23 protein-coding genes are annotated in these 26785 nt (G+C 71.5%); 10 read left to right on the top strand and 13 right to left on the bottom strand.

Annotated features, from left to right (window positions below):
• Positions 1 to 303: 303 nt before the first annotated feature.
• The gene (locus AC0693_RS33290; RefSeq protein WP_478803834.1) at positions 304 to 2502 is read right to left on the bottom strand and encodes an FAD-dependent monooxygenase; all 2199 of its coding nucleotides are present in this window, start codon (positions 2500 to 2502) and stop codon (positions 304 to 306) included.
• Between the two features lie 283 nt (positions 2503 to 2785).
• On the opposite strand from AC0693_RS33290, the gene AC0693_RS33285 reads away from it, so the two are divergent.
• Positions 2786 to 3352 carry a flavoprotein gene (locus AC0693_RS33285; protein ID WP_478803833.1) on the top strand — a complete coding sequence of 189 codons (567 nt, stop codon included), beginning with the start codon at positions 2786 to 2788 and terminating at the stop codon, positions 3350 to 3352.
• 56 nt (positions 3353 to 3408) lie between these two features.
• Here AC0693_RS33285 and AC0693_RS33280 read toward each other — a convergent pair whose 3' ends face one another.
• The 4 genes from AC0693_RS33280 to AC0693_RS33265 form a co-directional block, all read right to left on the bottom strand.
• Positions 3409 to 3933, bottom strand: a complete 525-nt coding sequence (locus tag AC0693_RS33280; protein WP_469320027.1) for a DinB family protein — start codon at positions 3931 to 3933, stop codon at positions 3409 to 3411.
• 16 nt (positions 3934 to 3949) lie between these two features.
• Positions 3950 to 5173, bottom strand: a complete 1224-nt coding sequence (locus tag AC0693_RS33275) for an NAD-dependent epimerase/dehydratase family protein (protein ID WP_478803832.1) — start codon at positions 5171 to 5173, stop codon at positions 3950 to 3952.
• Positions 5174 to 5305: 132 nt separating this feature from the next.
• Positions 5306 to 6589, bottom strand: a complete 1284-nt coding sequence (locus tag AC0693_RS33270; RefSeq protein ID WP_478803831.1) for an epoxide hydrolase family protein — start codon at positions 6587 to 6589, stop codon at positions 5306 to 5308.
• 90 nt (positions 6590 to 6679) lie between these two features.
• Entirely contained in the window at positions 6680 to 7534 is an 855-nt protein-coding gene (locus AC0693_RS33265; RefSeq protein WP_356407328.1) for an AfsR/SARP family transcriptional regulator, read from the bottom strand.
• A gap of 210 nt (positions 7535 to 7744) precedes the next feature.
• On the opposite strand from AC0693_RS33265, the gene AC0693_RS33260 reads away from it, so the two are divergent.
• A complete protein-coding gene (locus AC0693_RS33260) occupies positions 7745 to 8617 on the top strand; it encodes an AfsR/SARP family transcriptional regulator (RefSeq protein ID WP_478803830.1) in 873 nt (290 codons plus the stop codon).
• Between the two features lie 33 nt (positions 8618 to 8650).
• Here the strand turns inward: AC0693_RS33260 and AC0693_RS33255 are convergent, their stop codons facing one another.
• The 5 genes from AC0693_RS33255 to AC0693_RS33235 all read right to left on the bottom strand — a co-directional run bounded on the left by AC0693_RS33255 (position 8651) and on the right by AC0693_RS33235 (position 13785).
• Positions 8651 to 9427, bottom strand: a complete 777-nt coding sequence (locus tag AC0693_RS33255; RefSeq protein WP_478803829.1) for a ScbR family autoregulator-binding transcription factor — start codon at positions 9425 to 9427, stop codon at positions 8651 to 8653.
• 143 nt (positions 9428 to 9570) lie between these two features.
• Positions 9571 to 10422 carry an AfsR/SARP family transcriptional regulator gene (locus tag AC0693_RS33250; RefSeq protein ID WP_478803828.1) on the bottom strand — a complete coding sequence of 284 codons (852 nt, stop codon included), beginning with the start codon at positions 10420 to 10422 and terminating at the stop codon, positions 9571 to 9573.
• A 248-nt stretch (positions 10423 to 10670) separates the two neighbouring features.
• On the bottom strand, positions 10671 to 11327 hold the full coding sequence (locus AC0693_RS33245) for a ScbR family autoregulator-binding transcription factor (protein WP_478742786.1): 657 nt from the start codon (positions 11325 to 11327) through the stop codon (positions 10671 to 10673).
• Between the two features lie 207 nt (positions 11328 to 11534).
• Positions 11535 to 12248 carry a ScbR family autoregulator-binding transcription factor gene (locus tag AC0693_RS33240; protein ID WP_469320021.1) on the bottom strand — a complete coding sequence of 238 codons (714 nt, stop codon included), beginning with the start codon at positions 12246 to 12248 and terminating at the stop codon, positions 11535 to 11537.
• Positions 12249 to 12546: 298 nt separating this feature from the next.
• Positions 12547 to 13785 carry a cytochrome P450 family protein gene (locus AC0693_RS33235; protein ID WP_478803827.1) on the bottom strand — a complete coding sequence of 413 codons (1239 nt, stop codon included), beginning with the start codon at positions 13783 to 13785 and terminating at the stop codon, positions 12547 to 12549.
• A gap of 499 nt (positions 13786 to 14284) precedes the next feature.
• Here AC0693_RS33235 and AC0693_RS33230 point away from each other — a divergent pair, with 499 nt between their 5' ends.
• From AC0693_RS33230 to tpg, 7 genes are all read left to right on the top strand, one after another.
• Positions 14285 to 15295, top strand: coding sequence for a ScbA/BarX family gamma-butyrolactone biosynthesis protein (locus AC0693_RS33230; protein WP_469320019.1), 1011 nt, complete (start codon positions 14285 to 14287; stop codon positions 15293 to 15295).
• A gap of 123 nt (positions 15296 to 15418) precedes the next feature.
• On the top strand, positions 15419 to 16195 hold the full coding sequence (locus tag AC0693_RS33225; RefSeq protein WP_469320018.1) for an SDR family NAD(P)-dependent oxidoreductase: 777 nt from the start codon (positions 15419 to 15421) through the stop codon (positions 16193 to 16195).
• A 221-nt stretch (positions 16196 to 16416) separates the two neighbouring features.
• On the top strand, positions 16417 to 17061 hold the full coding sequence (locus AC0693_RS33220) for a ScbR family autoregulator-binding transcription factor (RefSeq protein ID WP_469320017.1): 645 nt from the start codon (positions 16417 to 16419) through the stop codon (positions 17059 to 17061).
• Between the two features lie 290 nt (positions 17062 to 17351).
• Complete coding sequence (locus AC0693_RS33215) at positions 17352 to 18653, top strand: ParA family protein (protein ID WP_469339162.1); 1302 nt, start codon at positions 17352 to 17354, stop codon at positions 18651 to 18653.
• On the top strand, positions 18650 to 19594 hold the full coding sequence (locus tag AC0693_RS33210; protein WP_478803826.1) for a ParB/RepB/Spo0J family partition protein: 945 nt from the start codon (positions 18650 to 18652) through the stop codon (positions 19592 to 19594). Before AC0693_RS33215 ends, AC0693_RS33210 begins: the two co-directional genes overlap by 4 nt.
• A gap of 116 nt (positions 19595 to 19710) precedes the next feature.
• Entirely contained in the window at positions 19711 to 22035 is a 2325-nt protein-coding gene (gene tap / locus AC0693_RS33205; protein ID WP_478803825.1) for a telomere-associated protein Tap, read from the top strand.
• A gap of 6 nt (positions 22036 to 22041) precedes the next feature.
• Positions 22042 to 22602, top strand: a complete 561-nt coding sequence (tpg, locus tag AC0693_RS33200; RefSeq protein ID WP_356416910.1) for a telomere-protecting terminal protein Tpg — start codon at positions 22042 to 22044, stop codon at positions 22600 to 22602.
• On the opposite strand, the gene AC0693_RS33195 is transcribed toward tpg, so the two are convergent.
• Positions 22581 to 23183 carry a TetR/AcrR family transcriptional regulator gene (locus tag AC0693_RS33195; protein WP_469320013.1) on the bottom strand — a complete coding sequence of 201 codons (603 nt, stop codon included), beginning with the start codon at positions 23181 to 23183 and terminating at the stop codon, positions 22581 to 22583. The two genes, tpg and AC0693_RS33195, sit on opposite strands and share 22 nt — an antisense overlap.
• 63 nt (positions 23184 to 23246) lie before the next feature.
• Between AC0693_RS33195 and AC0693_RS33190 the strand changes: the two genes are divergently transcribed.
• Positions 23247 to 24104 (top strand): alpha/beta fold hydrolase, encoded by an 858-nt coding sequence (locus AC0693_RS33190; protein ID WP_478803824.1) that lies wholly within the window; start codon positions 23247 to 23249, stop codon positions 24102 to 24104.
• A 306-nt stretch (positions 24105 to 24410) separates the two neighbouring features.
• On the opposite strand, the gene AC0693_RS33185 is transcribed toward AC0693_RS33190, so the two are convergent.
• Both AC0693_RS33185 and AC0693_RS33180 read right to left on the bottom strand, forming a co-directional pair.
• The gene (locus AC0693_RS33185) at positions 24411 to 24884 is read right to left on the bottom strand and encodes a MarR family transcriptional regulator (protein WP_356416916.1); all 474 of its coding nucleotides are present in this window, start codon (positions 24882 to 24884) and stop codon (positions 24411 to 24413) included.
• Positions 24881 to 25597, bottom strand: coding sequence for a hypothetical protein (locus AC0693_RS33180; RefSeq protein ID WP_356416918.1), 717 nt, complete (start codon positions 25595 to 25597; stop codon positions 24881 to 24883). Before AC0693_RS33180 ends, AC0693_RS33185 begins: the two co-directional genes overlap by 4 nt.
• Between the last annotated feature and the right edge of the window lie 1188 nt (positions 25598 to 26785).

Genomic DNA, 26785 nt, shown 5'->3' with positions numbered 1-26785 from the left:
ACTCCCGGGACGCTCGGCCGATGGGCCCCCAGGCCTTTCGGTCCAGCCGAGCCACCCGCGCCAGCAAGCAATTCCAGCCCCGCCGGCGTTTGAGGCGCCGCCAGAGGCCCCACCAACCCGCACCCCGCGCACCACCCTCACCGAACCACCAAACCCCGCCAGAATCACAGCCCCGCCGGCGTTTGAGGCGCCGCCGGAGGCAACACCACCGCCACCCCCAGCCCCCACCTCAAGCAATCCCCCAGCCCACCTGGACCCACTCCCAGCCTCCCACCCCGCCCCCCTTTGCCACCGACGACCACCTCACCCGACCCCCCGCACCCCACCCCTCGGCGAACCCCCGGAATCCCCGGAGCCCCCCGAAGCCCCGCGCCCCAAGCCCGGCACCGCCGCAACCGCACCCCCGGTACCCGCCCCGGCACCCACCTCCCCGACCCGACCCCCGCCAGCCACCACAGCCCCCGCCCCACCGGCCCCACCGGCACCGCCCCCACCCCCCAACACCCCCAGCGGAGCAACGGCCCCCGCCAACTCCCCCTCCGTCAGCTCACGCCCACCCCCCGCCGCATACCCGTCCGGCCGGACCAACAGCCAGCCCCCCGCCGCCAGCCCCAACGCCCCCCGCAACCCCCCACCGGGATCCACCAACACCCTCGGCCCGGGCCCCGACCCCAAACCCACCCGCCGCGCCACACCCACACCCACACCCACACCCCTCCCCACCCCCACCCCAACCCCCCGCGACCACCCCTCCCCCACCACAGCCCGCACCGACAACCACCCCGCATGCCGGGCCGCCGCCGCCCGCGCCACCTCCGCGGCCTCACCCGTGCCCTCCGGTACGTACAGCAACGACCACCGCACATCCCGCAGTTCCCCCCGAAGCCCCTCCGCGAAGACCCGCGCACCGCCGCCCAGCCCCCCGGGCCGCCCCCCATACGAAGGCCCAAGCCCCGCCACACCACCACTCACACCACCACCACTCACACCACCACCCACACCAGCGCCCCCCACACCACCACCCACCCCACCAAGGAGGCCCCCCACCAGCTCCCCCAGCACCCGCCGCCCAATAACCCGCTGCAACAACCCACCTCCACCCCCGCCCCCAACCCCCCGCACGGCACCCACACCCACACCCACAGCCACTGCACCCACGCCACCCACCACACCCACAACAGCCGGCAATGCCACCCCCGCCAAGGCATTCGTCACCTGCGCCAACGCCTCAGTCCGCCAAGCCGCAGTCCGCCAAGCCCCCGTCAGCCACGCCGCAGTCCGCCAACCCCCCGCCCGCCCCGCCACCCCGAGCAGCGCCCGCGCCACCGGCACCCGTTCCTCCTCGTACGTCCCCAGCAACTCCCGCCCCACCCACCCCTGTTCGACCATGGCTAGTTTCCAGGCCAGGTTGTACGCGTCCTGCACCCCGGTGTTCAGCCCGTGCCCGGACGCGGGCCCGTACACGTGCGCCGCGTCCCCCGCGACGAAGCACCGCCCCTGCCCCGTCCGCGTGGCGACCGACACCCGGAAGGTCTGCACGGCGCTCCACAGCGGCGCGCCCACCCGGACCTCGCGCCCCAGCCCGGCCGAGAGTTTCTCGGCCAGCCGCAGTTCCACCGGGCGCCCGTCCCGGGCCCGGTCGGCGGGCGCCGAGTCCAGCAGTCGCCAGTACCCGGCGCGCCGGTGGGGAAGCATCAGCAGCACCTGCCCCCCGGTGTGCACCCAGTGCACACCGTCCTGCTCCGGCCCGCCCCACCCGGCAGCCGCCGGCCCGCCCCCCAGCACCCGCACCGACCCCTCCGACTCCTCCTTCGACTCCCCCGCCGCGCCCGCGTCCCCGCCCCCCGCCCAGCACACCGCCGCGTCCGCCACCTCCCACGTCTCGTGCGCCCCGACCGCCTCCGGCAGCCGCAGCCGCGCCCGAACCGTGCTCCGCGCTCCGTCGCACCCGACCAGCCAGGGCACGGCGCAGACCTCCCGCCGCCCGCCCGGGTGCTCCAGGTACGCCCGTACGCCGTCCTCGTCCTGGTCGAAGGAGGTCAGCCGCACCCCCCACTCCACCCGCACCCCGAGCCGCGCGACGGCCTTGCGCAGCACGCCCTCGGTACGGGCCTGCTCGATGACGAGCGCACAGGGGTAGCGCGTGGGCGCCGAGGCGTGCGCGGCGTCGAGCCGCAGCGACCGGCCGCCGCCCGCGGTCATCGTGAACGCCCGGTTGCGGCGGCCCTGTTCCAGTAGGGGACCCACCATGCCCATCTGGTCGAAGACCTCCAGGGTCCGCGGATGCACCACGACCACCCCGGCCCCGGTCCCGACCCCCGTACCGCGCCCGCCGCCCCCCGCACGCCGCGGCCCGGGTGCCGCGTCGACCACCCGGACCGGAATTCCCCTGCGGGCCAGTTCGTGCGCGGCGGTCAGTCCCACCGGCCCGGCTCCGACGATCAGTACCCGTACGCCCACCCGTACGCCCACCCGTGCGCCCGTTCCACTGCTTCGCGGCATGACGCCGCCCCCTCCCCGTGGGCCGTCGACCCGCTTCCGCGTCGGTGGCGCACCCGGTCCGCGCGGGCGCACCAGTGCTGCGGGCGTATTCACGGCGTTCCATCCTCGACGCCGCCGCTCGCGAACCGCCGGACACCCCCTGGAGACCGCACCCCCACCGGCCCCCCAACAGCCGGCGCCAAACAGGCCGTCCCAACTCAACCAGCCCCCACCCTGCAGACACCCACGGGTCACCCACCCCCGCGGGTCGTCCCCCGCCACGCAGATGTGATCCCATGATCATATGAAGACGACCCCAAGGACCCTCTACCTCTTCTGCTCCGCCGCCCCGCCCGTCTTCGACGTGGCCCACGTGATCGAAGACGCGCAGGCGCGCGGCTGGGACGTGTGCCTCGGCCTGACCCCCACCGCCGCCCACTGGGTGGCCGGGAGCCTCGACGGGCTGGCGGCGCTGACCGGGCACGCCGTGCGCTGGCAGTACAAGCTGCCCGGCGAGCCGGACGTCTGGGCCGCCGCGGACGCCCTGCTCTTCGCCCCCGCCACCTTCAACTCGGTCAACGCCTGGGCCCTCGGCCTCACCGACCGTTTCGTGGCCGGTTCGGCCGCCGAGGCGGTCGGCCAGGGCAAGCCCGTCGTCGCCGTGCCGTGCCTGAACGCCGCCCTGGCCGCCCACCCGCAGTTCGACCAGAGCGTGGCCGTCCTGCGCGGAGCGGGCGTCGAATTCCTCTACGGGGAGGGCGGTTTCGTCCCCGGCCCGGCAGGCCCGGACGCCCCCGACCACTTCCCGTGGGCCGCGGCCCTGGACGCCGTGGACCGCCGCGTCGCCGCCCAAGGCGGCGCGGCCGCCTGAGGCCACCGCGCCTGGCACCCCCACCTGCCCCCGCCCCCGAATTCCCCCCGCTCCCCCTACTCCCCGGTCGCCCCGTCGATCGCCTCGCGCAGCAGGTCGGCGTGGCCGTTGTGGCGGGCGTACTCCTCGATCATGTGGGTCAGGACGTAGTGCAGGGAGTACGTCTCGTCGATCCCGCGCGCCTCGTCCACGTACCGGCCGGTGACGTCGAGGGACGCGGCCGCGTCGACGATCGCCCGGGAGAGTTCACACGTCCGTTCCCACGTCGCGAAGGCCTCCTGCGGGTCCGCGTCCGCGACCTCCCACTCCGTCGGCCGCCCGGCGGCGTCGCGCGGCCAGTAGCCCCGCACGTCCTCGCCGCCCACGACGTTGCGGAACCACCCCCGCTCGACCTCGGCCAGGTGCCGGACGAGCCCGAGCAGGGTGAGCGGGGTGCTCGGCAGGGCCTGGGCACGCAGCTGTTCGGCGGTCAGGCCCGCGCACTTCATCATCAGGGTGTCGCGCTGGTACTGGAGGATGCTGGTGAGCGTGGCGCGTTCGTCGCCCACCTGGACCGGAAGGGTTCGCTGTTCGTCGAGCATCGGATGATCATGCCGGTTACGCGAGCGCCCCCGCCCGGATTTCCACCTGCTGGACGCCGCCCCGTACGCCGGCCCCCGCCGCGGACCCGACCCCGGCCCCCGCCCCCGCCTCCACGCCCGCCGGCACGGCCCGCCACCCCCCGCGCCGCTGCCCGGGCACCACCCCGGACGCCGAACCACCCGCCCGCACAGAAACCGGATCCCCCACCCGCACCGACGCCGAACCCGCCCGCACGGACACCGCCCCAGCCACCACCCCGGCCACCACCCCGACCACCGGCGCCTTCCACGGCGAGGGCCGCACCCCCGCCACACCCTCCGGCGAGACCCCGCCGCGCGCCCGGTACCACCCCGCGGCCACCCCCAGCCGCCCCAGCGGCCCGGGGCCGGGATCGATCCCGGCCAGCTCCCAGGCCCGGTCACTGCGGTACCACATGTCCCCGGCCAGCAGCGAGAACTGGCGCTCGCTCACCCACCCCGGCCGCGCCCGCAGCCCCGCCAGGCAGTCCTCCCAGGCCAGCGACCCGCCCGCGTCCGGCGCGTGCGGCAGCACCCCGTACGCCGCCAGCGCCTCCATCAGCGCGCCGTTGCGCACCGGTTCGGGATGCCCGGCGTGCAGCACCCCGGCCGGCACCGCCCGCGGGGTCACCGCCAGGGCGGCCACCAAACGTGCCAGGTCCATGACATCCACGAACGAGGCGAGTCCGCTCCCCCCGCTCCAGCCCGCGGGCACCCGCCGGAAGGCGTCCACCAGCGCCGGCACCGCCCACCGGTCCCCGTATCCGGTCACCAGCGGAGCCCGCAGCACCGTTCCGCCCACCGCGAGCACCGAGGCCTCCCCCGCGAGCCGGCTGCGGCTGGCGGCCGACACGGGCGCGGGCGCCAACTCGCCCACGCCCGCGCCCCGGTGCGGCCCGGGCCCGTACACCGCACAAGTGGAGAGGTGCACGATGCGCGGCACTCCGGCCCGCCGCGCCTCCGCCATCAGGGCCGAGGTACCGCGGACGTTGACGGAGTCGCAGCGCCGCTCGTCCCCGCCGACGTACGAGGCGAGCGAGAGCAGGACCGTCGCTCCGTCGCACAGCCCCCGCAGGGAAGCCGGATCCCCCAGATCCCCGCACACCTCCCCCGCCCGCGCGCGCCCGCCGCGCGAGAGGACGCGCACCGGCGCCCCCTCGCCCCGGAGTCTGCGCACGACCGCCGAGCCCACGAACCCGGTTCCCCCGCTGATCACGATCATCACGCCACCCCCGACTGACCGACCGGCCGCGTCCCCAGAAAAAAAGAGAACGCCCTTTATGTTATGAGGGCGTCCTCCGTTCGCGCAGGCGTTCGGCAGGGTTGGCATATACCGCCTTCGGGCGTCGGCGCCCTACTCCGCGGCCCCCTCCCGGCCCGCCGCGCCGCGGGCCCCGCCCGGCCGGTCCCCCAACGCCCGGAAGAACGCCCGTACGTCCCCCACCAGCAAATCCGGCACCTCCATCGCCGGGAAGTGACCGCCCCGGTCGTAGGAGGTCCACCGCACGATGCGGTCCGTCCGCGCCGCGATGTGGCGCAAGGGAATGAAGTTGTCACGAGGGAAGTCGGCGAAGGCGGTCGGCGTCGCCGACGGCTCCGGGGGCTCGCCGTAGTACGCCGCGTGCGCCCGCTCGTAGTAGAGGCGGGCCGCCGACCCGGCGGTTCCGGTGAGCCAGTAGAGCATCACGTTCGTCAGCACCTGGTCCCGGTCCACCGGGCATCGCGGGTCCGTCCACTCGACGAACTTCTCGCCGATCCAGGCCAGCAGGCCCACCGGCGAATCGTTCAGCCCGTACGCCAGGGTCTGCGGTCGGGTCGCCTGGATGTCGGCGTACCCCTGCCGTTCCCGCGCCCACACCCGGTAGCGCTCCCAGGAGGCCACCGTCCGCTCCCGCTCGTCCGGGTCCAGCCCGGCCAGTTCGCCCTCCGTCGGCGCGGTGACGGCTCCCGCTCCGGGCAGCAGGTTCAGGTGGACGCCGATGACCCGCTCCGGCCGGATCCGGCCCAGCTCCCGGGAGATCGCGGCTCCCCAGTCGCCGCCCTGGACCCCGTACCGCGCGTACCCGAGCCGTTCCATCAGTACGGCGAACGCCCGCGCGACCCGCTTGAACTCCCACCCGGTCCCGGTCGTGGGCCCGGACAGCCCGAAGCCGGGAATGCTCGGCAGCACCAGGTGGAACGCGTCACGCGGATCCCCGCCGTGCGCCCGCGGATCGGTGAGCGGCCCGGCCACCCGCTCGAACTCGACGACCGACCCCGGCCAGCCGTGCGTCATCAGCAGCGGCGTCGCGTCCGGCTCGGGCGAGCGGATGTGGGCGAAGTGCACCCGCGCCCCGTCGATGACGGTGGTGAACTGCGGCCAAGCGTTCAGCCGGGCCTCGGCCGCCCGCCAGTCGTAGCCGTGGCGCCAGTACCCGGCCAGCTCCCGCAGGTGGTCCCCCGGAACCCCGTAGTCCCAGCCCACGCCCGGCAGTTCGCTGGGCCACCGGGTCCGGTCGAGGCGCTCCGCGAGGTCGTCCAGCTCCCGCTGCGGCACGTCCAGCCGGAACGGCCGCAGCCCGGCCCCGCCCGCGTCCCCGCCGCCGCCCGCGTCCGCGCCACTACCGGCCCCGGCGCTCGTAAGAAAATCATGGTCCATGCACCGGAATGCTAACCACCGGCCGGAAACGCCGACCCCGGCCCGCCGCCCCCACCCCCTGCGCACGCGGGCGCCCCGCCGCGCACCGCCTCAGGCGGCGTAGAGGTCGAAGGTCGACCCCCGCTTCGGCCCCGCCACCACGTCCAGCGCGGGATCCACCGTCAGCATCGCCTGGTGCAGCCGCTGCAACGGCGGCGACGGCTCCACGCCCAGGTCCTCTATCAGCCGGGTGCGCAGCCGCCGGTAGACGTCCAGCGCGCTCGCCTGCCGCCCCGACCGGTACAGCGCCACCATCGCCTGCGAGTGCAGCCCCTCGTGCTGCGGATGCCGGGCGATCATCTCCGCCAGCTCCGCGAGCAGTTCACCGTGCCGGCCGAGCCGCAGGTCGACGTCGATCCGCCGCTCCATGGTGACCAGCCGGGACTCCTCCAGCCGCATCACCTCGATCTCCAGGATCGGCCCCACCCGTACGTCGACCAGGGCCGGCCCCTGCCACAGCGCCAGCGCCTTGCGCAGCTGCGCCGCCGCGCTCTCGTCGTCCCCGGCCTCGAAGGCGGCGTGCCCTCCGGAGACCAGGTTCTCGTACTCGAACACGTCCACGCACTCCGGCGGTATCTGGAGCAGGTACCCCCCGTGCCGCGTGGCCAGAACGTCCTTGGCACCACCGCCCGCGCCGTCCGGCCCGCCCCCCGGCCCGCCGGGGCCGCCGGGGCCCATCGCGGTGCCGAGTCTTCGGCGCAGCTGGAGTATGTAGGTCTGCAGCGTGGTCAGCGCGCTCTGCGGCAGTTCCGTGCCCCAGATCTCCTCCATGAGGGTCGGGACCGGCATCACCCGCCCCGGATACAGGGCGAGGAGCGTCAGGATCTGCCGCGGTTTGCGCGCTGTCGGAACGATGGAGCCCCCGTTGACCTCGGCACTCAACGGACCCAGAACCCGAAACTTCACGGTCTCCTCCGCACGTCGTCGAGCTACCTCGTTTTCGGCCATCTTCCGGCCTTCGACTCCCGAAAGATAGCCGCGCCCCACGCGATGTCACCGCATCCTCAAGTCCCTTTCGAGGCCCTCTCCACGCGCGGTGCGCACAGCCTTTCGGACAGCTGCTAGATTCCGCTCGAAGGCGTACGAAATGACGTACGAAGGGGGATCGCCACCGTCATGGAATTCCTTCTCCTCGGCCCGGTGGAAGCACTCGATCCGCGAACGGGCGCCCGCAGCGCTCCCTCCGGAGCCAAACAGCGCGCGCTGCTGGGCGCGCTCGCCGTGCACCGCGGCCCGGTCCTCTCCGCCGACCGGCTCATCGACGAGCTGTGGGGCGACGCCCCGCCCGCGGCCGCCACCGGCGCCCTGCAGGCCCACATCGGCCGGCTCCGCCGCTCCCTGCACGCCGTCGACGGCCGCGACCACATCGCCACGGGCCCCGCGGGCTACCGGCTGCGCGGCACCGCCTGCGGCACCGACGCGGACACCTTCGAACGGCTCTCCGCCGAAGGCCGCGCGACCCTCCCCACCGACCCGGTACGCGCCGCCGACCTGCTACGCCGCTCCCTGGCCCGGTGGCGCGGCGCACCCCTGGAGGGCGCGTCCGGCGGCCGGCTCTGCGCGGCGGAAGCGGACCGCCTGGCCGAGCTGCGCGTGACCACGCAGGAAGCCCTGTACGAGGCCTGCCTGACCCGGCCGCAGGCGGACCACGGGGCGCTGGCCCGGGAGCTGGAGCGCCTCACTGCCGACCACCCGACCCGGGAACGGCTCTACGACCTGCTGATGGTGGCCCTGTGCCGCGGCGGCCGCCGGGCGGAGGCCCTGGGCGTCTACGACCGCGCGCGCCACCGGCTGCGCGCCGACCTGGGCGTGGAACCCGGCCCGGCCCTGCGCGCGCGGGTAGCGGAAATCCTCGAAGGCCCCGCCGCGAACCCCGCTTACGGCACGGCCGCGGCACTGCTCGACCTCGGCGGCGAAATAGCCCGGCTCAGCGTCCGCGTGGAGGAACTCACACGCCGCCTGAATTCCCCTGGAGCATTCGCCGGATAACCGCAGCCGGAAATCCAGGTGAACTCGGCGATCTCAGGACGATAAACCAGCGCCGGCACCGGCGCCCGCACCCGCACCCGCACCCGCACCCGCACCCGCACCCGACAAGGAATCGGCCACGGCCCCGGATCCGGCCTCCGCCCCTTCCGCCTCGGCCACCCCCTCCGCCTCGGACACCACCCCGGCCCACAGCGGCACGGCCGCCCGCGTCCGGTACTCCGCTTCGCGCCCGGCGGCCACCACGCTCGGCAGCAACAGCGCCCACAGCGCCGTCACCTTGCGCTGCAACTCCCCGTACGGCATGCCGGTTCCGGACATGCCCTCGATCCCGCACGCGGCCGCCGCCACCAGCGACTCCGCGCTCTCCCAGCGCCGTTCCGCGCACAGCTCGCCCGTGTCCCGGGCCTGCCGCAGCAGCGTGCACACCGAGGTCATCCACGTCCGCTGGAAGTCGATCACCGGCGGCTGCTGGCCCGCGCACTCCTTGGTGATCCGGAAGCTCGCCGGGATCGCCGGGTCCTCGTGCAGCATCCGGGCCATCCAGTGCGTGGTGTCGATCAGCGCCTGCAACGGCGAGGCCCCGCCCTCGCGCAGCGCGCGCACCGCGTCGTGCAGCAGCGCGCAGCCCCGCTGCTGGACCGCCTCCGCCAGTTCGTCCTTCGAGGCGAAGTGGAAGTACAGCGCCCCCTTGGTCACTCCCGCGGCGCCCGCGATGTCGCCCAGGGTCGCGTTCGCGTATCCATTGCGGTGGAACAATTCGGCCCCGGCGCCGACGAGCCGCCTGCGGGTCCGCTCCGACCTCTCCTGCACCGCGCCGTCCCCTCTCGTCCCGCGCAGCCGAGCCGCGGCACTCGCCCTCACGTCCTCGTGCCCACCGGTCCGGCCGCGCGCGGCCAGAGCCACACCCGCGTCCGCACCGGCACCCGCGTCCACACCGGCACCCGCACCCGGCATCACACGCGGACGAGCCGCTCGCCGCCGCCCGCGTCCGTCGCTTCCGCGAGGCTCTCGGGGCCGGCCATGAGGATGGAGCGCTGCAAGCGGCGCAGCGCGGCGGACGGTTCGAGCCCCAGTTCGCGCACGAGCATGCCGCGCAGCCGCTGGTAGACGTCCAGGGCCTCACCCCGCCGGCCGGAGCGGTGCAGGGCGAGCATGAACTGCCCGTGCAGGTTCTCGTGGGTGCGGTAGCGGCTCGCCAGCACCGTCAGTTCGGCCAGCAGTTCGCGGTGGCGCCCCAGCCGCAGGTCCGCCTCGATGCGCTGGTCCAGGGCGCACAGCCGGGTCTCCTCCAGCCGCCGCGTCTCCATGTCGAGCTGGACTCCGCCCTGTACGTCGGCGAAGGCGGGCCCGGACCACAGGGCGAGGGCCTCGCGCAGCAGCCGCGCCGCGCCGGGGAAGTCGCCGGCGTCCATCGCCCGGTAGCCGGTCCCGGCCAGCCGGTCGAACTCGCGGACGTCGCTGGTGCCGCCGTTGCTGTTGAGCAGGTAACCGCCGGGCAGCGTCACGAGGACGTCCTTCGCGGTCCGGCCCCCGGTGGCGCCCTCGGGGGCCCCGCCCGTGCCCGGGTCCCGCTCCAGCGCCGTCGCGATCAGTGCGCGTAACTGCAGGACGTACGTCTGCAGGGTGGTCCGTGCGCTGCGCGGCGGTTCGCCCGCCCACAGCTCCTCGATCAGCGCCGACACCGGCACGACCTGGTCGGCATGGAGCGCGAGGAGCGCGAGGACCTGCCGGGGCTTGGGGGCGGTCGGCGTGATGGAGATCCCGTTCTCCCGCACGGCCAGTGCGCCCAGTACATCGATATCCACGCCGTACTCCCCTGTCCTTGGATGAGTCGCATCCTCAGTAGAAAACAGGACCGACGGTTTGTCAATATCAAACCGGTTGCGCTGTTTTGCAGCCCAGCGCCGCTCTACTGTCACTCAAGAACCCTGTCTGAGCTGGGAAGTTGTACGTCGGCCACCGCACCGGGCGTTGTTCCGTGGCCCTAGGTCACCCCTCAACAGGGCCTACAAGCAGGCCATCTGACACCCCGAAGAAGACCAAGCGGTCTGCTTCAGCGGCTGCCGCCCGCACCACTGCCGGTGGCCGCGCCCCGTACCACCCGGCCCCCGGTCCCCTCGGCCACCAGCCGCCCCAGCACCCGACGCGCCGCGAGCCGCGGCAGCATCAGGCTCCAAAACCGGGTGAGGGTCCGGCGCGAGACCCAGTCGGGCTCGTCGGCGCCCAGCACTTCCAGGCCCACCGTCGAGGCCACCACCGCGCTCGCGGCGTCCTGCGGCAGCACCCCGTCGGCGAGCGCGCCCTGGCGGGCCGCGGACCGGAGCACCTCGTCCACCCACACGCGCCACTGGCGTCGCAGGTCCACTCCGCTGCCCCGCGAGACGTCCGCGCACAGACCGAATCCGGCCCGCACGACGATGTCCTCCGCGAGGAGGGCCATCAGCTCGTGCGTGGAATCCACCAGTACCTGAAGGGCGTTGTCGGCCACCGCCGCCGGGCCGCCCGGGCGCCCCGCCGTGATCCGCCGCAATGCCTCCACCGCGCGGTCCTCGACGGCCTGCGCCAGGGCGGTCTTGCTTTCGAAGTGGAAGTGCAGACCGCCGGCGCTCACCCCGGCCCGCTTGCTGATCGCGGAGATCGACGCGGTGACGAACCCCTCTTCGGCGAACACCTCCGCGGCGCAGCGCACCAGGGTTTCCCGCGTGCGCACGGCACGTTCCTGCTTGACCATGGAGTCTCCGCAAACCGCCCTCGCGGTTTGTCCAAGGGAGTAAAAGATCTTCAGCCGACACAGTCGGTGTCCCTGCTGGAGCGGCGCTCGCGCGCCGCCGGAGCCGAGGGCGAGCGGTGACCGCCCCGGGGTCGCCGCGCGGTCGGCCACGACCGCCGGCGGAGCGGCCCACCGCGATGTCCCGGCCTACCGCCTGCCCGGGAACCCGGCGCCCACACCCGCGGGCTCGGCCACCGACCGTACCTCCGGCTCGCCCGCCCCGGCGGACGCCCCCAGCTCCACTGCCACCCGGGCCCCGCGGTCCGGTGCGATGTCCAGCCGGGACAGCATCGCGGGCGTCGCGATGCTGGGGTAGATGTGCTGGTAGACCGAGGCCACCCGCTCCTCGATGTCGTCGCGGTCGTTCAGGGTCTGCGAGTAGATCTGCGCGCCCGTCCAGCAGGCCGACAGGATCCAGGCGGTCTCGGCGGGGTCCACGTGCGGCAGCAGTTCACCCTGCTGTTTCGCCTGGACCAGCAGGTCACGGGTGAACTCGATCCAGCCCGGCACCGATCCGCCGCCGAAGATCTCGCGCATGCCGGGGCCGAGCGAGAGCCTGGCCCCCGCGCTGAGCATCGGTTCGATCTTCATCCGGTGTGCCAGCAGCATCGCCACGTCGACGAGTTCTTGGAGCTTGCTCTCCCTGGACGGCACCCCGGCCTCGCCGAACTGCTCGTCGAGCACGCCCTGCGCCAACTCCTGTTTCGAGGCGAAGTGGAAGTACAGCGCCCCCTTGGTGACGCCCGCCCGCGCGAGGATGTCGGCGATGGTGGCCGCGTCGTAGCCGCGCTCGTCGAAGACGAAAGCGGCCGCCTCCAAGATCGCGCGACGCGTACGGACCGCACGTTCCTGTCGTGCCACGGTGCCTCCGTTGTTCAGGGTCGGTTCAGGCTGGTCCCGCGCTTAGGATCCACCACCCCCGCTAAAACCAACCAGAAGGTCCGTATTTTATCAAGCAGACGACCTCCCACCCTTGATCATCCGGGAGCGAGCTCCCCCGGCCCGCCGCGCCTTCCCCCTGTCGCCCGGGGAGTCACACCGCTCAACGACCCGGGCCGCTCCGTCCCGAAGGACGGAGGAGCCCGGCACGTCTATGTCAAGTCGGCCCGGTCGGCCCGACCCAGCCGGGCCGAGCCGCCCCGATCCGCGCCGGGCCCGGCTAGCGGGCCGTACCGAGCAGAACCGGAAGCTCCTGCAGCCCGTTGGAAATGAACGACTCGACTTTGCGCAGTTCCCCGGGCCGGACGGCCAGCGAGAGATCGGGGAACCGCGCGAAGAGCCGCTTCAACGCCACTTCGCATTCCAGCCGCGCCAGCGAGGCCCCCAGGCAGTAGTGCGTCCCGAACCCGAAGGACAGGTGCTCCCTGCGGGTGGCCCGGGTGATGTCGAACCGGTCGGCCCCCGGCCCGTGCACCTCGGGGTCCCGCCCGGCCGACGCGAACGAGATGACCAGCGGCGCGCCCTGGGGGATCACCACCCCGTCCTCCATCTCGATGTCCTCCACCGCGAACCTCATCAGGGCGTACGTCGCGGGCGGCTCCAGCCGCAGCGCTTCCTCGACCGCGTCCTCCCACGAGGCGCGTCCGGTCCGCAGGTGCTCCAACTGGTCCGGGTGGCGCAGCAGTTCGTACACCGCGGAGCAGATCAGGTTCACCGAGGTCTCGTACCCCGCCGTGAACAGCAGGATCAGGTTGTCGATCAGCTCCTTCTCGCTCAGCCGGGAGCCGTCGCCCTCGTCCCGGGTGTTGATCAGGGCCGTGGTCATGTCGTCACCGGGGTGCTCGCGCCGGTAGGCGAGCAGCTCGGCCATGGTGACGTAGAGCTGCTCGCCGTTCGCCTGGGCGTCCTCGATGGTGATCGTCGTGTCGAAGAAGCCCTTGATGATCTTGTGCAGCGGGGCCCACGACTGCTGCGGGATCCCGAACATCTCGAAGACGATCCGGGTCGGCAGGTCGTGCGCGAACGCGGACCGCAGGTCCACCGCCTCGCCCGGCGGCAGTTCGGCCAGCCGGTCGAGCAGCTCGTCGGCGACCTGCTCGATCCTCGGCTGCATCCGGGCCACCCGCCGCGCGGTGAAGGTGGCCACGACGGGCTTGCGCAGCCGGGTGTGCTCGGGCCCGTAAGCGGTGATCATGTTCTGCACGGACACCCAGATGGCCAGGGGCCACTCGGCGCCGACCTCTCCGTTGATCCAGGCCGGCCAATGCCGGTACGCGTCCTTGCTCACCCTCGGATCGACCAGCAGCCGTCGTATGGCCTCGCTCCCGCTGATCGCCCACCCTGTCACGCCGCCCGGCAGGGCGACCGGCGTGGCGGTCCCCCGCTGGTGCAGGTGCGCCGCCTCGGCGTGGATGGCCGCTCCGGACGGGTCGAGCACATAGGGGCACTGACGGTTCATGCGTTGCTCTCCAGATGGTTGGCGTTGGATCGGCCATGAGCTGACGACACATTGGCAACGGGGTGCGCAGGGTGCTCCATCCCCCGTATTCCAAACCGCCCATCCGGTTTCTAACTCTTCGGTGGCGGGGTCAAGTTTGGCACTCGGGTCAGCGCTGCGCCAGCACACCCGAGCCACTCGACCTACACTCGACGGTGGCTTGAATTCCCCTCAGGGGCCCGCACGTTCCAACACCCCTTCGGACCGGGGCATATGACCGGAACACCAGCTCTCACTTGGGGCGGAACCCAGCCGTCGTCAGCAGCCGTCTTCCGACTGGAACTTCGCTGGTGAGACCCGCCCGAAGGGCCGGTATGCCCCTCTTCCGAGATGTTGACATCGGTACACGAGCGACATGCGGTCACCTTAGGCACCTTGCAAACAAAACCGGAGAGTACGTATCTTGCGTCTCGCGTGCGTTGCCCATCCCATCCGTCGAAACGGCTCTGTGGAGAGGTCCATGACGATGCTGACGATCCGGAAGAACCCTCCGACCCGCCCACTGGAGCCGACGGGAGCACCGTGGACCCGCTGCAACGAGGCTCCGGCTCCCCAGCTGACCACCACGGTGCCCCGGGAGTACGTCCACCGCTCCTCGCTGGCCGAGGTGTTCCTGACCGGTTGCGACCTGATCGGCGCCGACACCTTCTCGCTCACCGGCCAGTGGCCCCGCGCCCACACCTTCTTCACCAGCGCCGACGGGACCAGACATGACCCCGTCCAGGCCGGTGAGACGATCCGCCAGGTCGGCCTCTACCTGTGCCACGCCGTCTACGGCGTCCCCCTCGGCCACAACGTGCTGCTCTGGAGCCTGGACTTCGCCTCCGACCCCGACCAGCTGCGCATCGGCCGCGGGCCCAGCGAGCTCGCGATGATCGCCACCTGCACGGACTTCGGCTGGCAGGGCAACCGTTTCAGCGGCTTCCTCCAGGTCGACATCCACCGCGCGGGCCGCCTCGCCGCCACCGGCACCGCCCGCTTCACCTGCGTCGCCCCCGCCACCTACCGCCGGCTGCGCGGCGACCGCGGCCGCACCGGACTGGCCCGGCCCCTGGAACGGCGTACGCCCATACCCGCCGCCACCGCCGGTCGGATGCTCCCCTTCGACGTGGTCCTCGCACCCACAGAGGACGCCGGCCGCTGGCTGCTCAGCCCCGACCTCGACCACCCGATCCTCTTCGAGCACGCGAACGACCACCACCCCGGCATGGTCCTCGTCGAGGCCGCCCGCCAGGCGGCCTGCGGGCTGCGTCCGCAGGACGGCTTCGTCCCGTCCGCGGTGTCCACCGAATTCGACCACTACGCCGAACTGGACACCCCCTGCTGGATCGAGGCATCTCCCCGCACTCCCACGGTCATCGACGTCACGGGCCACCAGGAAGGCCGGACGATCTTCCGCTCCACCGTCACCGGGTCCGCCGTCACCACGCGCGCCCTCGCCGGCTCCGCCGTCGCCGGTTCCGTCCTCTGACCCTTCCGTCACCATCGGCCCCGGACCCCAGGCACCCGAGCGTCATCGCAGCCCGCCGTCCAGCCTTCCCACCGCCTCTGAAAAGCCTTACGGGGACCATCACATCGTGTTACCGTCACGCTCGTGACGGTGGGTAACAGCTTGTTGCTGGCGGGGAAATCGGCGCTGATCACCGGCGCCAGCGCGGGCATCGGCGCGGCCGCGGCCCGGGTGTTCTGCCGGGAAGGCGCGGCCGTGACCCTGATCGCCCGGCGCGAACCCCAACTGGCCGCACTGACCGAGGAACTGCGCGGCGCCGGTCACCGGGCGCAGTACGTCGTCGGCGACGTGACCCGCATAGAGGACGTGGCCCGTGCGGTCTCCGCCGCGGTGACCGCACACGGTTCCCTGGACGCGGCGTTCAACAACGCGGGAACCGGCGCCGAACCCAAGCCCCTCCACCTCCTCGACGAGGAGGTCTACGACAGCGTCATGGACACCAACGTCCGGGGTGTCTGGAACTGCATGCGGCAGGAGATCCGCGCCATGCTCGCCGGCGGCACCGGCGGCACCATCGTGAACAACAGCAGCACCGCCGGTCTGGTCGCCACCCCCGTGACCGCCGCCTACATCGCGTCGAAGCACGCCGTGCTGGGCCTGACCAAGGCCGCCGCCGCCGAGTACGCCCCCCACGGCATCCGCGTCAACGCCATCGCCCCCGGCTCCACGCGCAGCGAGATGATCGACGCCTGGCTGAAGCAGAACCCCGCCATGGAGGAGATCCTCCTCCAGTCGGCTCCGCTCCCCCGCATCGCGGCCCCGCAAGAGATCGCCGAGTCCGCGGCCTGGCTCTGTAGCGACCGCGCATCCTTCGTCGTCGGCGCCACCCTCTCGGTCGACGGCGGCTGGACGACGCGCTGAGCGTTAACGGCGTTAACGCCGTCCCGCATTAACGCCGTTAACAACCGGAAGCACACTCCTCACTTAACGCCGTTAACAACCGGACGTGCTCCCTCCACTTAACGGCGTTAACACCCCAGCCCCCTCAGCCCGCTAAAAAGTACTGGTCGACTGGTTTTCTCAAGCCCCCTCCCGCTAGATTGACCCCGCACCATCACCCACCCCGACCGAGGAGACCGCACGTGGCGAGGGCCAGGCAGGAACGGGCCGAGATCACCCGCCAGGCGATCCTCGACGGAGCGGCCATCGCCTTCGACCACTCGGGCTTCGGCGCGACCAGCCTCAGCGACGTCGTCAAGCACGCCGGTGTCACCAAGGGCGCCCTGTACTTCCACTTCCCGTCCAAGGAAGCCCTCGCCCGCACCCTGATGGACGAGCAGTTCCAGGTCTCCGAGGCCGTTCCCGCCCTCGTCGACCCCGGCCTCCAGACCCTCATCGACCTGTCCCACCAGATGGCCCACGCACTGCGCACCAACGTCCGCATCCGCGCCGGCATCCGCCTGGTCATCGAGTTCGGCTCGTTCACCGACCCGGACCCGTCCCCGTACAACGCCTGGATCGACACCGCGTACCGCTGCCTGCGCCCCGCCCAGGACCACGGCGACGTCCTCCCGCACCTCGACGCCGGCGACGTCGCGACCTACCTCATCGGCTCGTTCACCGGCGTACAGGTCACCTCCCACGTCCGGACCGCGCGCGAGGACCTGCACGCCCGGGTCACCGACCTCTGGAACTTCCTCCTCCCGGGGATCACGCCCGCCGCGCGCGTCCCCCTCTTCGCCCCGGCGGGCTCACCCGAGTGCCGGGCCGCGCTAGGAGATGCCTGATGGGCCTCACGGCCCCCGACTCCCCGACGGTCCCCGTCGGCTGACGCCGCCTCCAGGGCGGTCTCGTACACGCCGTGGCGAACCACGGGGGTGCTCGCCACGGCGTGTACGAGACCGCCCTGTCGCGTTCCCCGCCACCGCGCCCGACCGTCCCGGCTCAGGAGGCCCCCCTCCCCGCCAGGGCACCGCCCTGCCCGAAATCGGTCTCGTACCGCGCTCTCGCCCCTTCCGTTAGCAAAACTCAAGCGTGGCGCCCACATCACCCCCTGAACGTTAGTAAAGTCCCTCTCATGACTTCGCCCTCATCACAGAACGACCGAGAGAAGGTCGTCTCCAAGCTGCCTCCGTGGCTGCGCCAGGAGTTGAAAATCCGCACGGCACAGCTGCGGGTGGACATCCAGGACGCCGTCCACCAAGGCATCTCCCACTGGAGCGCCCTCGCTTCCGGCCCCTCCCCCGTCGACACCTCCGGCGCCGAATCGTTCTCCACCTGGCTGCCCGCCGGCCAGTGGGAGTCGTTCCGCTCGACCGCCAAGGACCGCGGTGTCTCCCTCATCCAGGGACTCGCCCAATCCGTCGGGCTGTGGCTGGAGATGAACCCGGCCCCCACCGTCAAGCGTCCCTCCGTGGTCCGCCGCATCATCGTGTGCAACCAGAAGGGCGGAGTCGGCAAGACCGCCATCACCGCCGGTACCGCCGAAGCCCTCGCCGAGGACCCGGCGAGCCTCCACCCGGTCCGCATCGCCCGCCAACTGGCCCGCCTCGCGGCGGAAGAGCCCCTGCACGCCACCGAGCCGCACGCGGCACAGGCACCGGCCGACGCGCCCCTCCCCCACTCCCCCACGAACCCGTTCGACCTGGAGGACCTCCCGGGCCTCGGCATGCGCGTCCTGCTCGTCGACTTCGACCCCCAGGGCCACCTCACCAAGCAGCTCGGCCAACAACCGCTCCCCATCGGCGGCGACAGCCTCACCTGCCACATGGCAAGTGAAGCCAAGGGCCCCCTCGCGGACCTCATCGTCCCCATCGCCGACGACCGCTTCGGCGACCGGCTGCACATCCTCCCCGCCTGCACCGACGCCTTCCTCCTGGACGTCCGCCTCTCCACCGTCCGCGCCCGCGAGGCCGCCCTCGAACGCGCCCTCGCCCCCGTCGAGTCCGACTACGACGTGATCCTCGTGGACTGCCCCCCGAGCCTCGGCCTCAGCATGGACGCGGCCATCTACTACGGCCGCCGCCGCGACGCGGAACAGCCCGGCGCTTCGGGCGCGCTGATCGTCGTCCAGGCCGAGGACTCCTCCGCGGACGCCTACGATCTGCTCACCTCCCAGATCAACGACCTCCGCGACGACCTCAGTCTGGACATCGACTACCTCGGCCTCGTCGTGAACCTCTACGACGGCCGGCGCGGCTACATCGCGACCTCCTCGCTGCAGGCCTGGATGGACATAAAGGATCCGCGCGTCGTCGCCATCGTCCCGGACCTCAAGGAACAGCGTGAGGCCGTCCGCGTGAAGCAACCGCTGTTCGTCTACGCGCCCAAGGGCGACCAGGCCATCGCCTTCCGCGCACTCGCCAGGGAGATCTCATGAGCAAGGCCGACAAACTCGGGGTCTCGGCGTCCTTCGCCCGCGCCCAGCCCGTCGGGGTCAGCTCCCGGCGCGCGGCCATCGCCGAAGCCACCGGAGCGCCCACCTCCGGAGTGGTCCCGCCGTCCGAGGTGCCGATCGAAGCCCTCGCCCACAACCCGTTCAACCTCCGCGAGGACCTCACGGAAATCGACGAGCTCGCCCAGTCCCTGATTTCCCGGGGCCAGCTCCAACCTCTCGCCGTCGCCACCCGCATGGCCTTCATGGAGGCCCACCCGGGCCAGACCGACGGCCTGGGCCGGGCCCCGTACGTCGTCATCGACGGCAATCGCCGACTGGCCGCCGCTCAGCTCGCGGGCCTCAAGACGATGCACATCCACGTCAACGACGCCCTCTCGACCTCGGCCGCGGACATCCTGGAATCGGCCCTGATCGCCAACGTCCACCGCGTCGACGTGGCCCCGATGGACCAGGCCCGTGCCCTCCAGGAACTGGTCGACGTCCACGGCTCCCAGGCCCAGGTGGCCAAGCGCCTCGGCAAGACGCCCGCATGGGTCTCCCAGCGCCTCACCCTCCTGAACCTCACCCCGACCCTCCAGGAGAAGGTCGACACGGGCGAACTCAAGGTGGAACCGGCCCGCCGCATCGGCCGCCTCCCCCAGGAGTCCCAGGCCGCCGCGGCGGAGGAGACCATTAACGCCGTTAACCCTCCGCGCCAGCGCACCCGTCCGACCCCGCACACCGTTAACGGCGTTAACGCCGTTAACGCCCCGACGACCACGTCCCGCTCCGAAACCCCAGCCCCGGGCCCCGCCCCCGCGCCCGCCGCCCACCGCATCACCATCACGACGGAATCCCCGGAAACCATCGCCGACGCCCTGACCGCCCACCTCACCCCGGACGAGCTCAAGGCCGTCACCGAACTCCTCATGACACGCATCTGACGCGGGCAGCACACTCCCGGGGGCGCTGACGGCATTAACGCCGTTAACGCCCCCGCGTGCGTTTCGTGTGCGTTCAAACGTGCGACTGGACTAAGATCCGCTACGGAGGTAGGTACATGCCCGACGAACAAGAAAGCCTCTTCGCAGCGGTCGACGCCCTGCTGGAGGAAGCCGCCGCCCAGGACGCGCTCCCGCACCCGGACGAACGCAAGCGCCTGCGCGAAGCCGCGGGCCTCAGCCAGGACCAGATCGCCAAGGCCCTATCCGTCCGCCGCGAAACGGTGACCTCCTGGGAAACGGGCCGTACGGAACCCCGCCCCCCGAAGCGCGCGGCCTACACCCGCCTCCTCGACGGCCTGGCCACCCTCCACCCGCACCCCATTAACGCCGTTAACACCCCGGCCCCCCACCCGGCCTCGACCCCGCCAACCGTTAACGCCGTTAACACCCCCGCCCCGGCAACTCCCCCCACCGAGGCACCGGCCACCCCAGCGCCCACCATTAACGCCGTTAACACCCCGACACCGGCCACTCCCCCCACCGAGCCGGCAGCCCCCACCCCGCCCACCGTTAACGCCGTTAACACCCCGGTCCCCCACCCCGCCCCGACCGCGCCACCCGTTGACGCCGTTAACGCCGTTAACGCCGAACCCACCCCACCCCAAGCCCCGGCCGCTCACCCCCAGCCCCCCGCCACCCCGGCCGCACCCCGAGCCACCCCCCGCCGCACCCTTTCGCCCTCCTCCCCCACCTCCCCGTCCCACGCCCCTTACACCCCCCTGGCCGTCCTGGACGGCAACGCCCAGGCCCACACCACCGGCGGCCTCGTCCTCAGCCTCCCCCCCAAGGCCGCCACGGATCTCCCCGCCCTCATCACCTGGGCCCTCAGCGAAGAAGCCGGCCTCCGCTCCCCCCGCCTCCACCGCAATGGCAAGGACGGCGACCCCCTCCTCGTGCTCACCGCCGAGGCAACCGAAGCCCTCGGCCTCCCCCTCACCCTCGAAGACCGCCGCGGCCTCCGGCTCCCCGACGACCACCCCGTGGTCCGGCAGCTCGCCAAGAGCAAGTGGCAGCTGACCCGCCGCGGCTTCGGCCCCTGGGCCCGCGTCTACCGCCCGGCCTCCCCCACCGCCGGCCGCCAGTGCGTCCAGCTCGCCGTGCTCCCCTGGGCCGCCCTCGACCCCCGCGCCTGGGGCGAGGACACCGTGGACCTCCCGGCCCCCGAACTCGCCCTGCTCCTCACCACCTACGCCACCCGCGTCCTGACCCCCCGCGGTTCCACCGCCGTCACCGGCCTCGAACTCATGACGGCCCTGCGCCCGCCGACCCGCGCCGTCCGCAACCCCGAGACCAACGTCTGGGAGTCGGCCCCCGTCCCCGGTTCCCTCACCCGTCCCGTCGACCCGGCGCCGCCGGAGGCCCCCGACGAACACCCGGTCGTCGCCGCCCTCTACCCCCGGGCCCACCAGCGCACCCCGGACCAGGTCCTCGACGAAGAGGCGTACGACTGGATCCGCGACCCCGAACTCCTCACCGACGCCGAATGCGCCCGCACCCACGCGGTCGGCATCGACGTCAACATGGCCTTCGCCGCGGCCGCGAACCGCCTCACCGTCGGCCTCGGCCCGGCGGTCCACACCCCGGCCCCCCGCTTCGACCCGAAGATCCCCGGCTGCTGGCTCGCCGACCTCTCGGGCCTCTCCCTCGACCCCCGCCTGCCGAGCCCCTTCACCCCCCACGGCAAGCCCCCCACCGGCCCGGCCTGGTACGCGACCCCGACCCTGGCCTACGCGCAGGAGCTGGGCCACGCCGTCGCGCCCACGGAAGCGTGGCTCCGCCCGGACAACGGCGCGTACCTCGACGCCTGGTACGGCCGCCTGCGCGACGCCTACATGGCCACGATGGCCGACCTGGGCGTCACCTCCGGCGGCACCGACGAGGCCTTCCTCCACGCCATGTCGCTCCACAAGCAGAAGGATCCCGCCCTGGCCGCGGTCCTCTCCGCCATCAAGGCCACCGTCAAGGGCGGCATCGGCAAGCTCCGCGAACGCCCCCAGGGCGCCGGCTACCGCCCGGGCGAAGCCTGGCCCGCCCTCGAACGCCCCACCTGGCGCCCCGACATCCGCGCCGCCGTGATCTCCACGGCCCGGGTGAACATGCACCGCAAGATGCTGAAGCTCGCCACCGCCGCCGACCTCTACCCCATCGCGGTCCTCTCCGACTGCGCGGTGTACCTGTCGAACGGCCCCAGCCCCCTGGACTTCCTCCCCCGCACCCCCGACGGCAAGCCCGTGCCGGGCGGCTTCCGCCTCGGCGTCAGCCCCGGGATGGTCAAGCACGAGGGCACCCAACCGCTCCTCTGGGCCGTCGGCCTCCTCGACGAGGGCCACAACCCCGCCCGCCACATCAAGGGCCACGACGCCGCGTCCGACGGAGAATAAAGAGACATGTCAAGCAACATCGAAGACAGCCTCGCGCAAGCGGACGAACACAACTTCACACGACCGATCCCGAAGTCCCCCCAGGCCCGCATGAGGTTCCTGCTCAAAACCGAAAAGAACTCGACCAAAGCGGTCGCACAGCGTCTCGGCATCTCCCCCCGCACCGTCGAGCGCTACCTCAAGGGCCAGATCAAGACTCCCCGCCCCGAACTGGCGGCCCGTCTGGAAGCCGAGGTCCGCAAGAGCTGGCAGCCCCTGGTCCGCAAGCGCGCCCGGGCGAAAGCGGCCAAGTCCACCGGCCTCGTCGTGGAGACCCGCGCCCGCTTCGGCTTCACCGCCGCCCCCGGCACCACCGACGACGGCCGCATGCGCCGCATCACCCAGCACCTCCCCCCGGAGTACGCGGCCCGCCTTTTCGCGGCCCAGGAATCCGGCGCCACCGAAGCCGAACTCCGCCACATCACCGCCCAGGGCCTCCAGGACGTCTACTTCCGCGACCAGGGCTCCCGCGCCCCCGGCCTCCTGGTCGACTTCACCGACATCGACTACATCGACTTCGACTTCTGACCCGCCGCGTCCAAGACTGTGCGCAACAAGGCGGCCATCGATCGACCGGCCACCCGCAGCGGTTCCGGATCCCGGGCAGCCCGGCTGAGCATGAAGGCACCCTCCAACATCATGATCATCGAGTACGCGAGGGACCGCGCCGTCCTCGGCTCGGTCACCCGACGGCCGAACCACTGTGCCGCCGCGGCGACCCACTCCTCGAAAACCTCCGCCGTCGCGGTGCGCAACACCTCATTGCTGCTCGCGACCTCCAGGGCCACCGTCCCGATCGGGCACGCGTCGGCGTAGTCGGCCGCAGCAAGGTCATCTGCAGCAGCATCGAAGGCGCGCACGAGGGACTCCACCGGATCGGGCACGCTGTCCAGCAGCGCCAGGACCATCCGGCCGTACTCGGTTCCCGACACGCGGATCATGTCCTCGGCCAGCTCTTGCTTGCCCCCGGGGAAGAAGTGGTAGATCGAGCCGAACGGTGCGTCCGCCTCCGCCGCGATCCGCTTCAGGCCGGTGGCCGAGTAACCGTGTCGGCGGAACAGCACCGCGGCGGCCCGCTGAACTCTGGCTCGCGTGTTCGGCTCTCCCATTGCCCTCCACCCCACTTTCCCTTCAAGATTACAGTAGAACGATCTATCAAGTGAGGGGCTGGCATGCCGAGGATCGAGTTGTCGTCCGGACCGATCGACTACCAGGACACCGGTGGTGAAGGGCCCGTACTGGTCCTCGCCCACGGTTTACCCATGAACGAGACCCAGTGGCGCAAGGTGGTCCCCTTGCTGGACGGGTACCGCTGCGTCCTGCCCACGCTGCCCCTGGGCGGTCACCGTCAGCCGATGAAGCCGGATGCCGATTTGTCCCAGCGCGGTGTTGCCCTGCTCCTGGGCGAGTTCATCGAGGCGCTCGGTCTGGACCGGGTGACCCTCGTCCTCAATGACTGGGGCGGTGGTCAGTTCCTGGTGTCGGAAGGGCAGGACCAGCGCATCGCCCGCCTGGTGCTGGTGGCCTGCGAGGCATTCGACAACTTTCCCCCCGGGCCGGCCAAGGCCATGGCACAGGTCTGCAGGATTCCCGGCACCGTCTGGCTGCTGACGCGGCTCATGCGCGTTCCCGCCTTCCGCCACAGCCGGGGCGGATACGGCGGGATGAGCCTGCGCGGAGTGCCCGACGAGATCATGGACGACTGGTTCGCGCCCGCCACCCGCAACAGGGCCATCCGCAGGGACTTCGCCAAATTCGCCACCGGAGCACCCGGACGCAAAACCCTGCTCGCCTGGAGCGATCGACTGCGTGACTTCGACCGCCCGGTACTGGTCGTATGGGCGACCGAGGACCGCTTGATGCCACGTGAACACGGCCCCCGGCTGGCCGAGCTGTACCCCCAGGGCCAACTGGTCGAGATCGCCGACTCGTCCACCCTCATCCCCGAAGACCAACCCGAACGACTCGTCCAAGTACTCACCGACTTCCTGACCCAAACCGGAGCAGAACCGATCCGAAGGGTCTCCTGAACGCGGGGCGGCAGACGTGACAACCACCGCGCTTCGGCTCATCGGCGCCGTGGAAACCTCCGGGGGCAAAAGGGCCGGGCGCCCTCGGAGGCTGTTACCGAGCCCCCACGGAACCTGTCAACAGGTCACCACAGCCCACAGAGCCCCATCCAGACGCCCCGTCAAGCCCCTCCACGGCCCTTCTGAGCCTCTTTCTCTCACCCGTAGTGGCCAGATAGCCACCCACGCCCCACAAAGCCGAGAGGCGCCACCGAGCGGCATCAGCCACTCCGTAGCGTCTCATCACCGGCCAACGTCCCCCGGGCATCACCCGACAGCGTGCAAGGTTCGCCTCCGCTTGGCCTCGACGGCCTTCTTCGCGGCCGTCTGCGCGGCCCGCTTCTTCCGCTGCTCAGCGAGCTGGTCCTGATACTCCGCCACCGCACGGTGATAGCTGTCGACGTACCCGCGCGCGTCCAGCCGCTCGTCCATCGGCATCTCGTTCACTGCCGCGACAGCGTCCTCGAACGAGTTGTATCCGGCCAGCATCGGATTGATCTGGTAGACGCCGTTACGGACCTTGCGCACCAGCCGCGCCAGCTCCAGGCTCCGCAGCGCGGCGTTCACGCTCGGCCGGCTCAGGTCCAGCATCCCGGCGATGGAAGCCTGGTCGATGAGAATCCGCCCGCCGGGCTCACTCAGCGAACGCAGCTTCAGCAGCACCCGGTAGGCCGCGGGCGGGAGGTCCAGGTCAGAGAGAAGCCCGTCGGCGTTGACCGCGGCGAATCGCAAGGTGCTCACTGAGCTGTCCCTTCTTCCTTGCGCTGTCCTCGGCTAAGCCGACGCGCAGCGCGCTCTTTGGCCCGTTCGGCCCGCAGTTCCTCGATCGCCTGCCGCATGTGGTCCAGCGACGGGAACCGCACCAGATCCGGCAAGCTCGTGTCACTGCGAATCTGCGAGATGGTGCTGGACTGCTCCACCTTCACAAACTCACCCGTCGTCTCCGTACCCGGGATGAACTCGGCTACTCGGTAACTGTAGGGCGGGTTGAACTGATACACACCCCGCCTCACCTTGAAGACGATCCCATGAGACATCACCGTGTGGAGCGCCTCCGACGTCTTTGTCCGACTGACATCCAGGATCGTAGCCATCTCCTCCTGGGTCAGCGGAATCCGCCCCCCCGCTCGCTGACACGCGATGAGCAGCAGGATCAGGCGCAACGGCAGGGCTTCCCGGAAGTACTGCGCGATCACCAGGAAGAACTCGAGGCTGTCCATCGAGAACGCGTTGGGCTGGCTCTGGGTGCCGTAGAACTCCAGCGGCTTGCGCTCGCCGTCCAGGGTCAGCTTGCGGCTCGGGTAGCGCTTGGCCAGGCTGTCCAGATCCTTGACGGGCGCCAGCGGCTGACTCCACGCCGAGATCGCGTCATCAACGGGCAGATCAGGACGCGGCGCGCGCGACGGACTCGGCCGACGGCGCTGTGGCTCTGATGACACGAGGATGCTCTCCACTTCGTTGATCTGCGGAAAGCAGTATGTCAACAAGGGTGACACTAGTGTCACGCTCGTTGACGTTCGGCGTGTCTTACGTCCCCCCAGGGGGGACACATCTCGGCCACGCCCTCTCCGGAGCCCCCTCGGGCCCCCCTGGCTGAACCCCACCCCTCCCCCCGGCAGTTAGCCGACACATCTCCGCAAGAACGTCAGTTTCCCCGACGTTTTGGACCAAATACCGTCAGCCGCGCTGACGTTTTGTAGGCGTTGTGTCCCCCCACCAGCGACACAACGCCCGAGATATGTCCCTCCTGAGGGGACATATCTTTTCCCGCACACCCCATCTGACCTGCGGCGACGCATCTCCGTACCCTCTATAGGCCCGTGGTCGTCCCGCTGCGCGCACTCAGCGCCGTCTGTAAGGCACTTCTGCTCCGTGGTTTCTGACGGGTAATCAGGAGTTGTCGATCTTTCAAAGCTCCCGGACACCCTGTCCAGAACAGCCCCGAATCTGACTGATTCCCATTTCTATCCACAGTCCGTTTTGAATCAGAAACGCTCAGTCAGCGTTAACGGCGTTAACTCCCTTGGCCAAACAGTCATATCAGTCCTAACTATTCTCGACCGCATCTGATCAGCTCATCTTCATTCAACTCGCTACCTCAACACGTGCTCTCTACTGCCTCGCCGTATCGGCCCCATCCCCCTATGGGTTGAGCGAAGCCGAGCGCACGGCTTCCCAAGCACACTGCTCAGGGATGCCCTGGTCAAAGGCCAGGCCATTGGTGCGCGAAGCGGGCCAGCCCCCAACGCAGCAAGGGTCCTTCGCTTGTCGACCGAGCGAAGCGAGGTTGGTCCCTTCCCAGGCGCGCAGCGCATGGGAACCCGGGCCTCGGCCGAGGCCCGGGCCGGCCCCGAGCGCAGCGAGGGGGTCTCTCTTCTCTACCGAGCGAAGCGAAGTCGGTCCCGCCCCAGGCGCGCAGCGTCTGGGGTCCCTGGGCCGAAGGCCCAGGCCTTGGCCCACGAAGCGGGCTGGCCACCGAGCGCAGCGAGGTGGTCTCCCTTCTCGGCCGAGCGAAGCGAGGCCTGTCCCTTCCCAGGCGCGCAGCGCCTGGGGTCCCTGGGCCGAAGGCCCAGGCCTTGGCCCACGAAGCGGGCTGGCCACCGAGCGCAGCGAGGTGGTCTCCCTTCTCGGCCGAGCGAAGC

It is taken from the genome of Streptomyces sp. NPDC043876, from assembly GCF_056435825.1.
Note: the sequence above shows the minus strand (reverse complement) of the source record. Positions and strands in the feature narration are given on the sequence as shown.

Coding starts and splice junctions, on each gene's coding strand:
- AC0693_RS33270 (WP_478803831.1), bottom strand. CDS start 6,589: ATGGACCATGATTTTCTTACGAGCGCCGGGGCCGGTAGTGGCGCGGAC.
- AC0693_RS33235 (WP_478803827.1), bottom strand. CDS start 13,785: ATGAACCGTCAGTGCCCCTATGTGCTCGACCCGTCCGGAGCGGCCATC.
- AC0693_RS33280 (WP_469320027.1), bottom strand. CDS start 3,933: ATGCTCGACGAACAGCGAACCCTTCCGGTCCAGGTGGGCGACGAACGC.
- AC0693_RS33210 (WP_478803826.1), top strand. CDS start 18,650: ATGAGCAAGGCCGACAAACTCGGGGTCTCGGCGTCCTTCGCCCGCGCC.
- tap (WP_478803825.1), top strand. CDS start 19,711: ATGCCCGACGAACAAGAAAGCCTCTTCGCAGCGGTCGACGCCCTGCTG.
- AC0693_RS33195 (WP_469320013.1), bottom strand. CDS start 23,183: ATGGGAGAGCCGAACACGCGAGCCAGAGTTCAGCGGGCCGCCGCGGTG.
- tpg (WP_356416910.1), top strand. CDS start 22,042: ATGTCAAGCAACATCGAAGACAGCCTCGCGCAAGCGGACGAACACAAC.
- AC0693_RS33285 (WP_478803833.1), top strand. CDS start 2,786: ATGAAGACGACCCCAAGGACCCTCTACCTCTTCTGCTCCGCCGCCCCG.
- AC0693_RS33230 (WP_469320019.1), top strand. CDS start 14,285: ATGACGATGCTGACGATCCGGAAGAACCCTCCGACCCGCCCACTGGAG.
- AC0693_RS33290 (WP_478803834.1), bottom strand. CDS start 2,502: ATGCCGCGAAGCAGTGGAACGGGCGCACGGGTGGGCGTACGGGTGGGC.
- AC0693_RS33275 (WP_478803832.1), bottom strand. CDS start 5,173: ATGATCGTGATCAGCGGGGGAACCGGGTTCGTGGGCTCGGCGGTCGTG.
- AC0693_RS33260 (WP_478803830.1), top strand. CDS start 7,745: ATGGAATTCCTTCTCCTCGGCCCGGTGGAAGCACTCGATCCGCGAACG.
- AC0693_RS33190 (WP_478803824.1), top strand. CDS start 23,247: ATGCCGAGGATCGAGTTGTCGTCCGGACCGATCGACTACCAGGACACC.
- AC0693_RS33215 (WP_469339162.1), top strand. CDS start 17,352: ATGACTTCGCCCTCATCACAGAACGACCGAGAGAAGGTCGTCTCCAAG.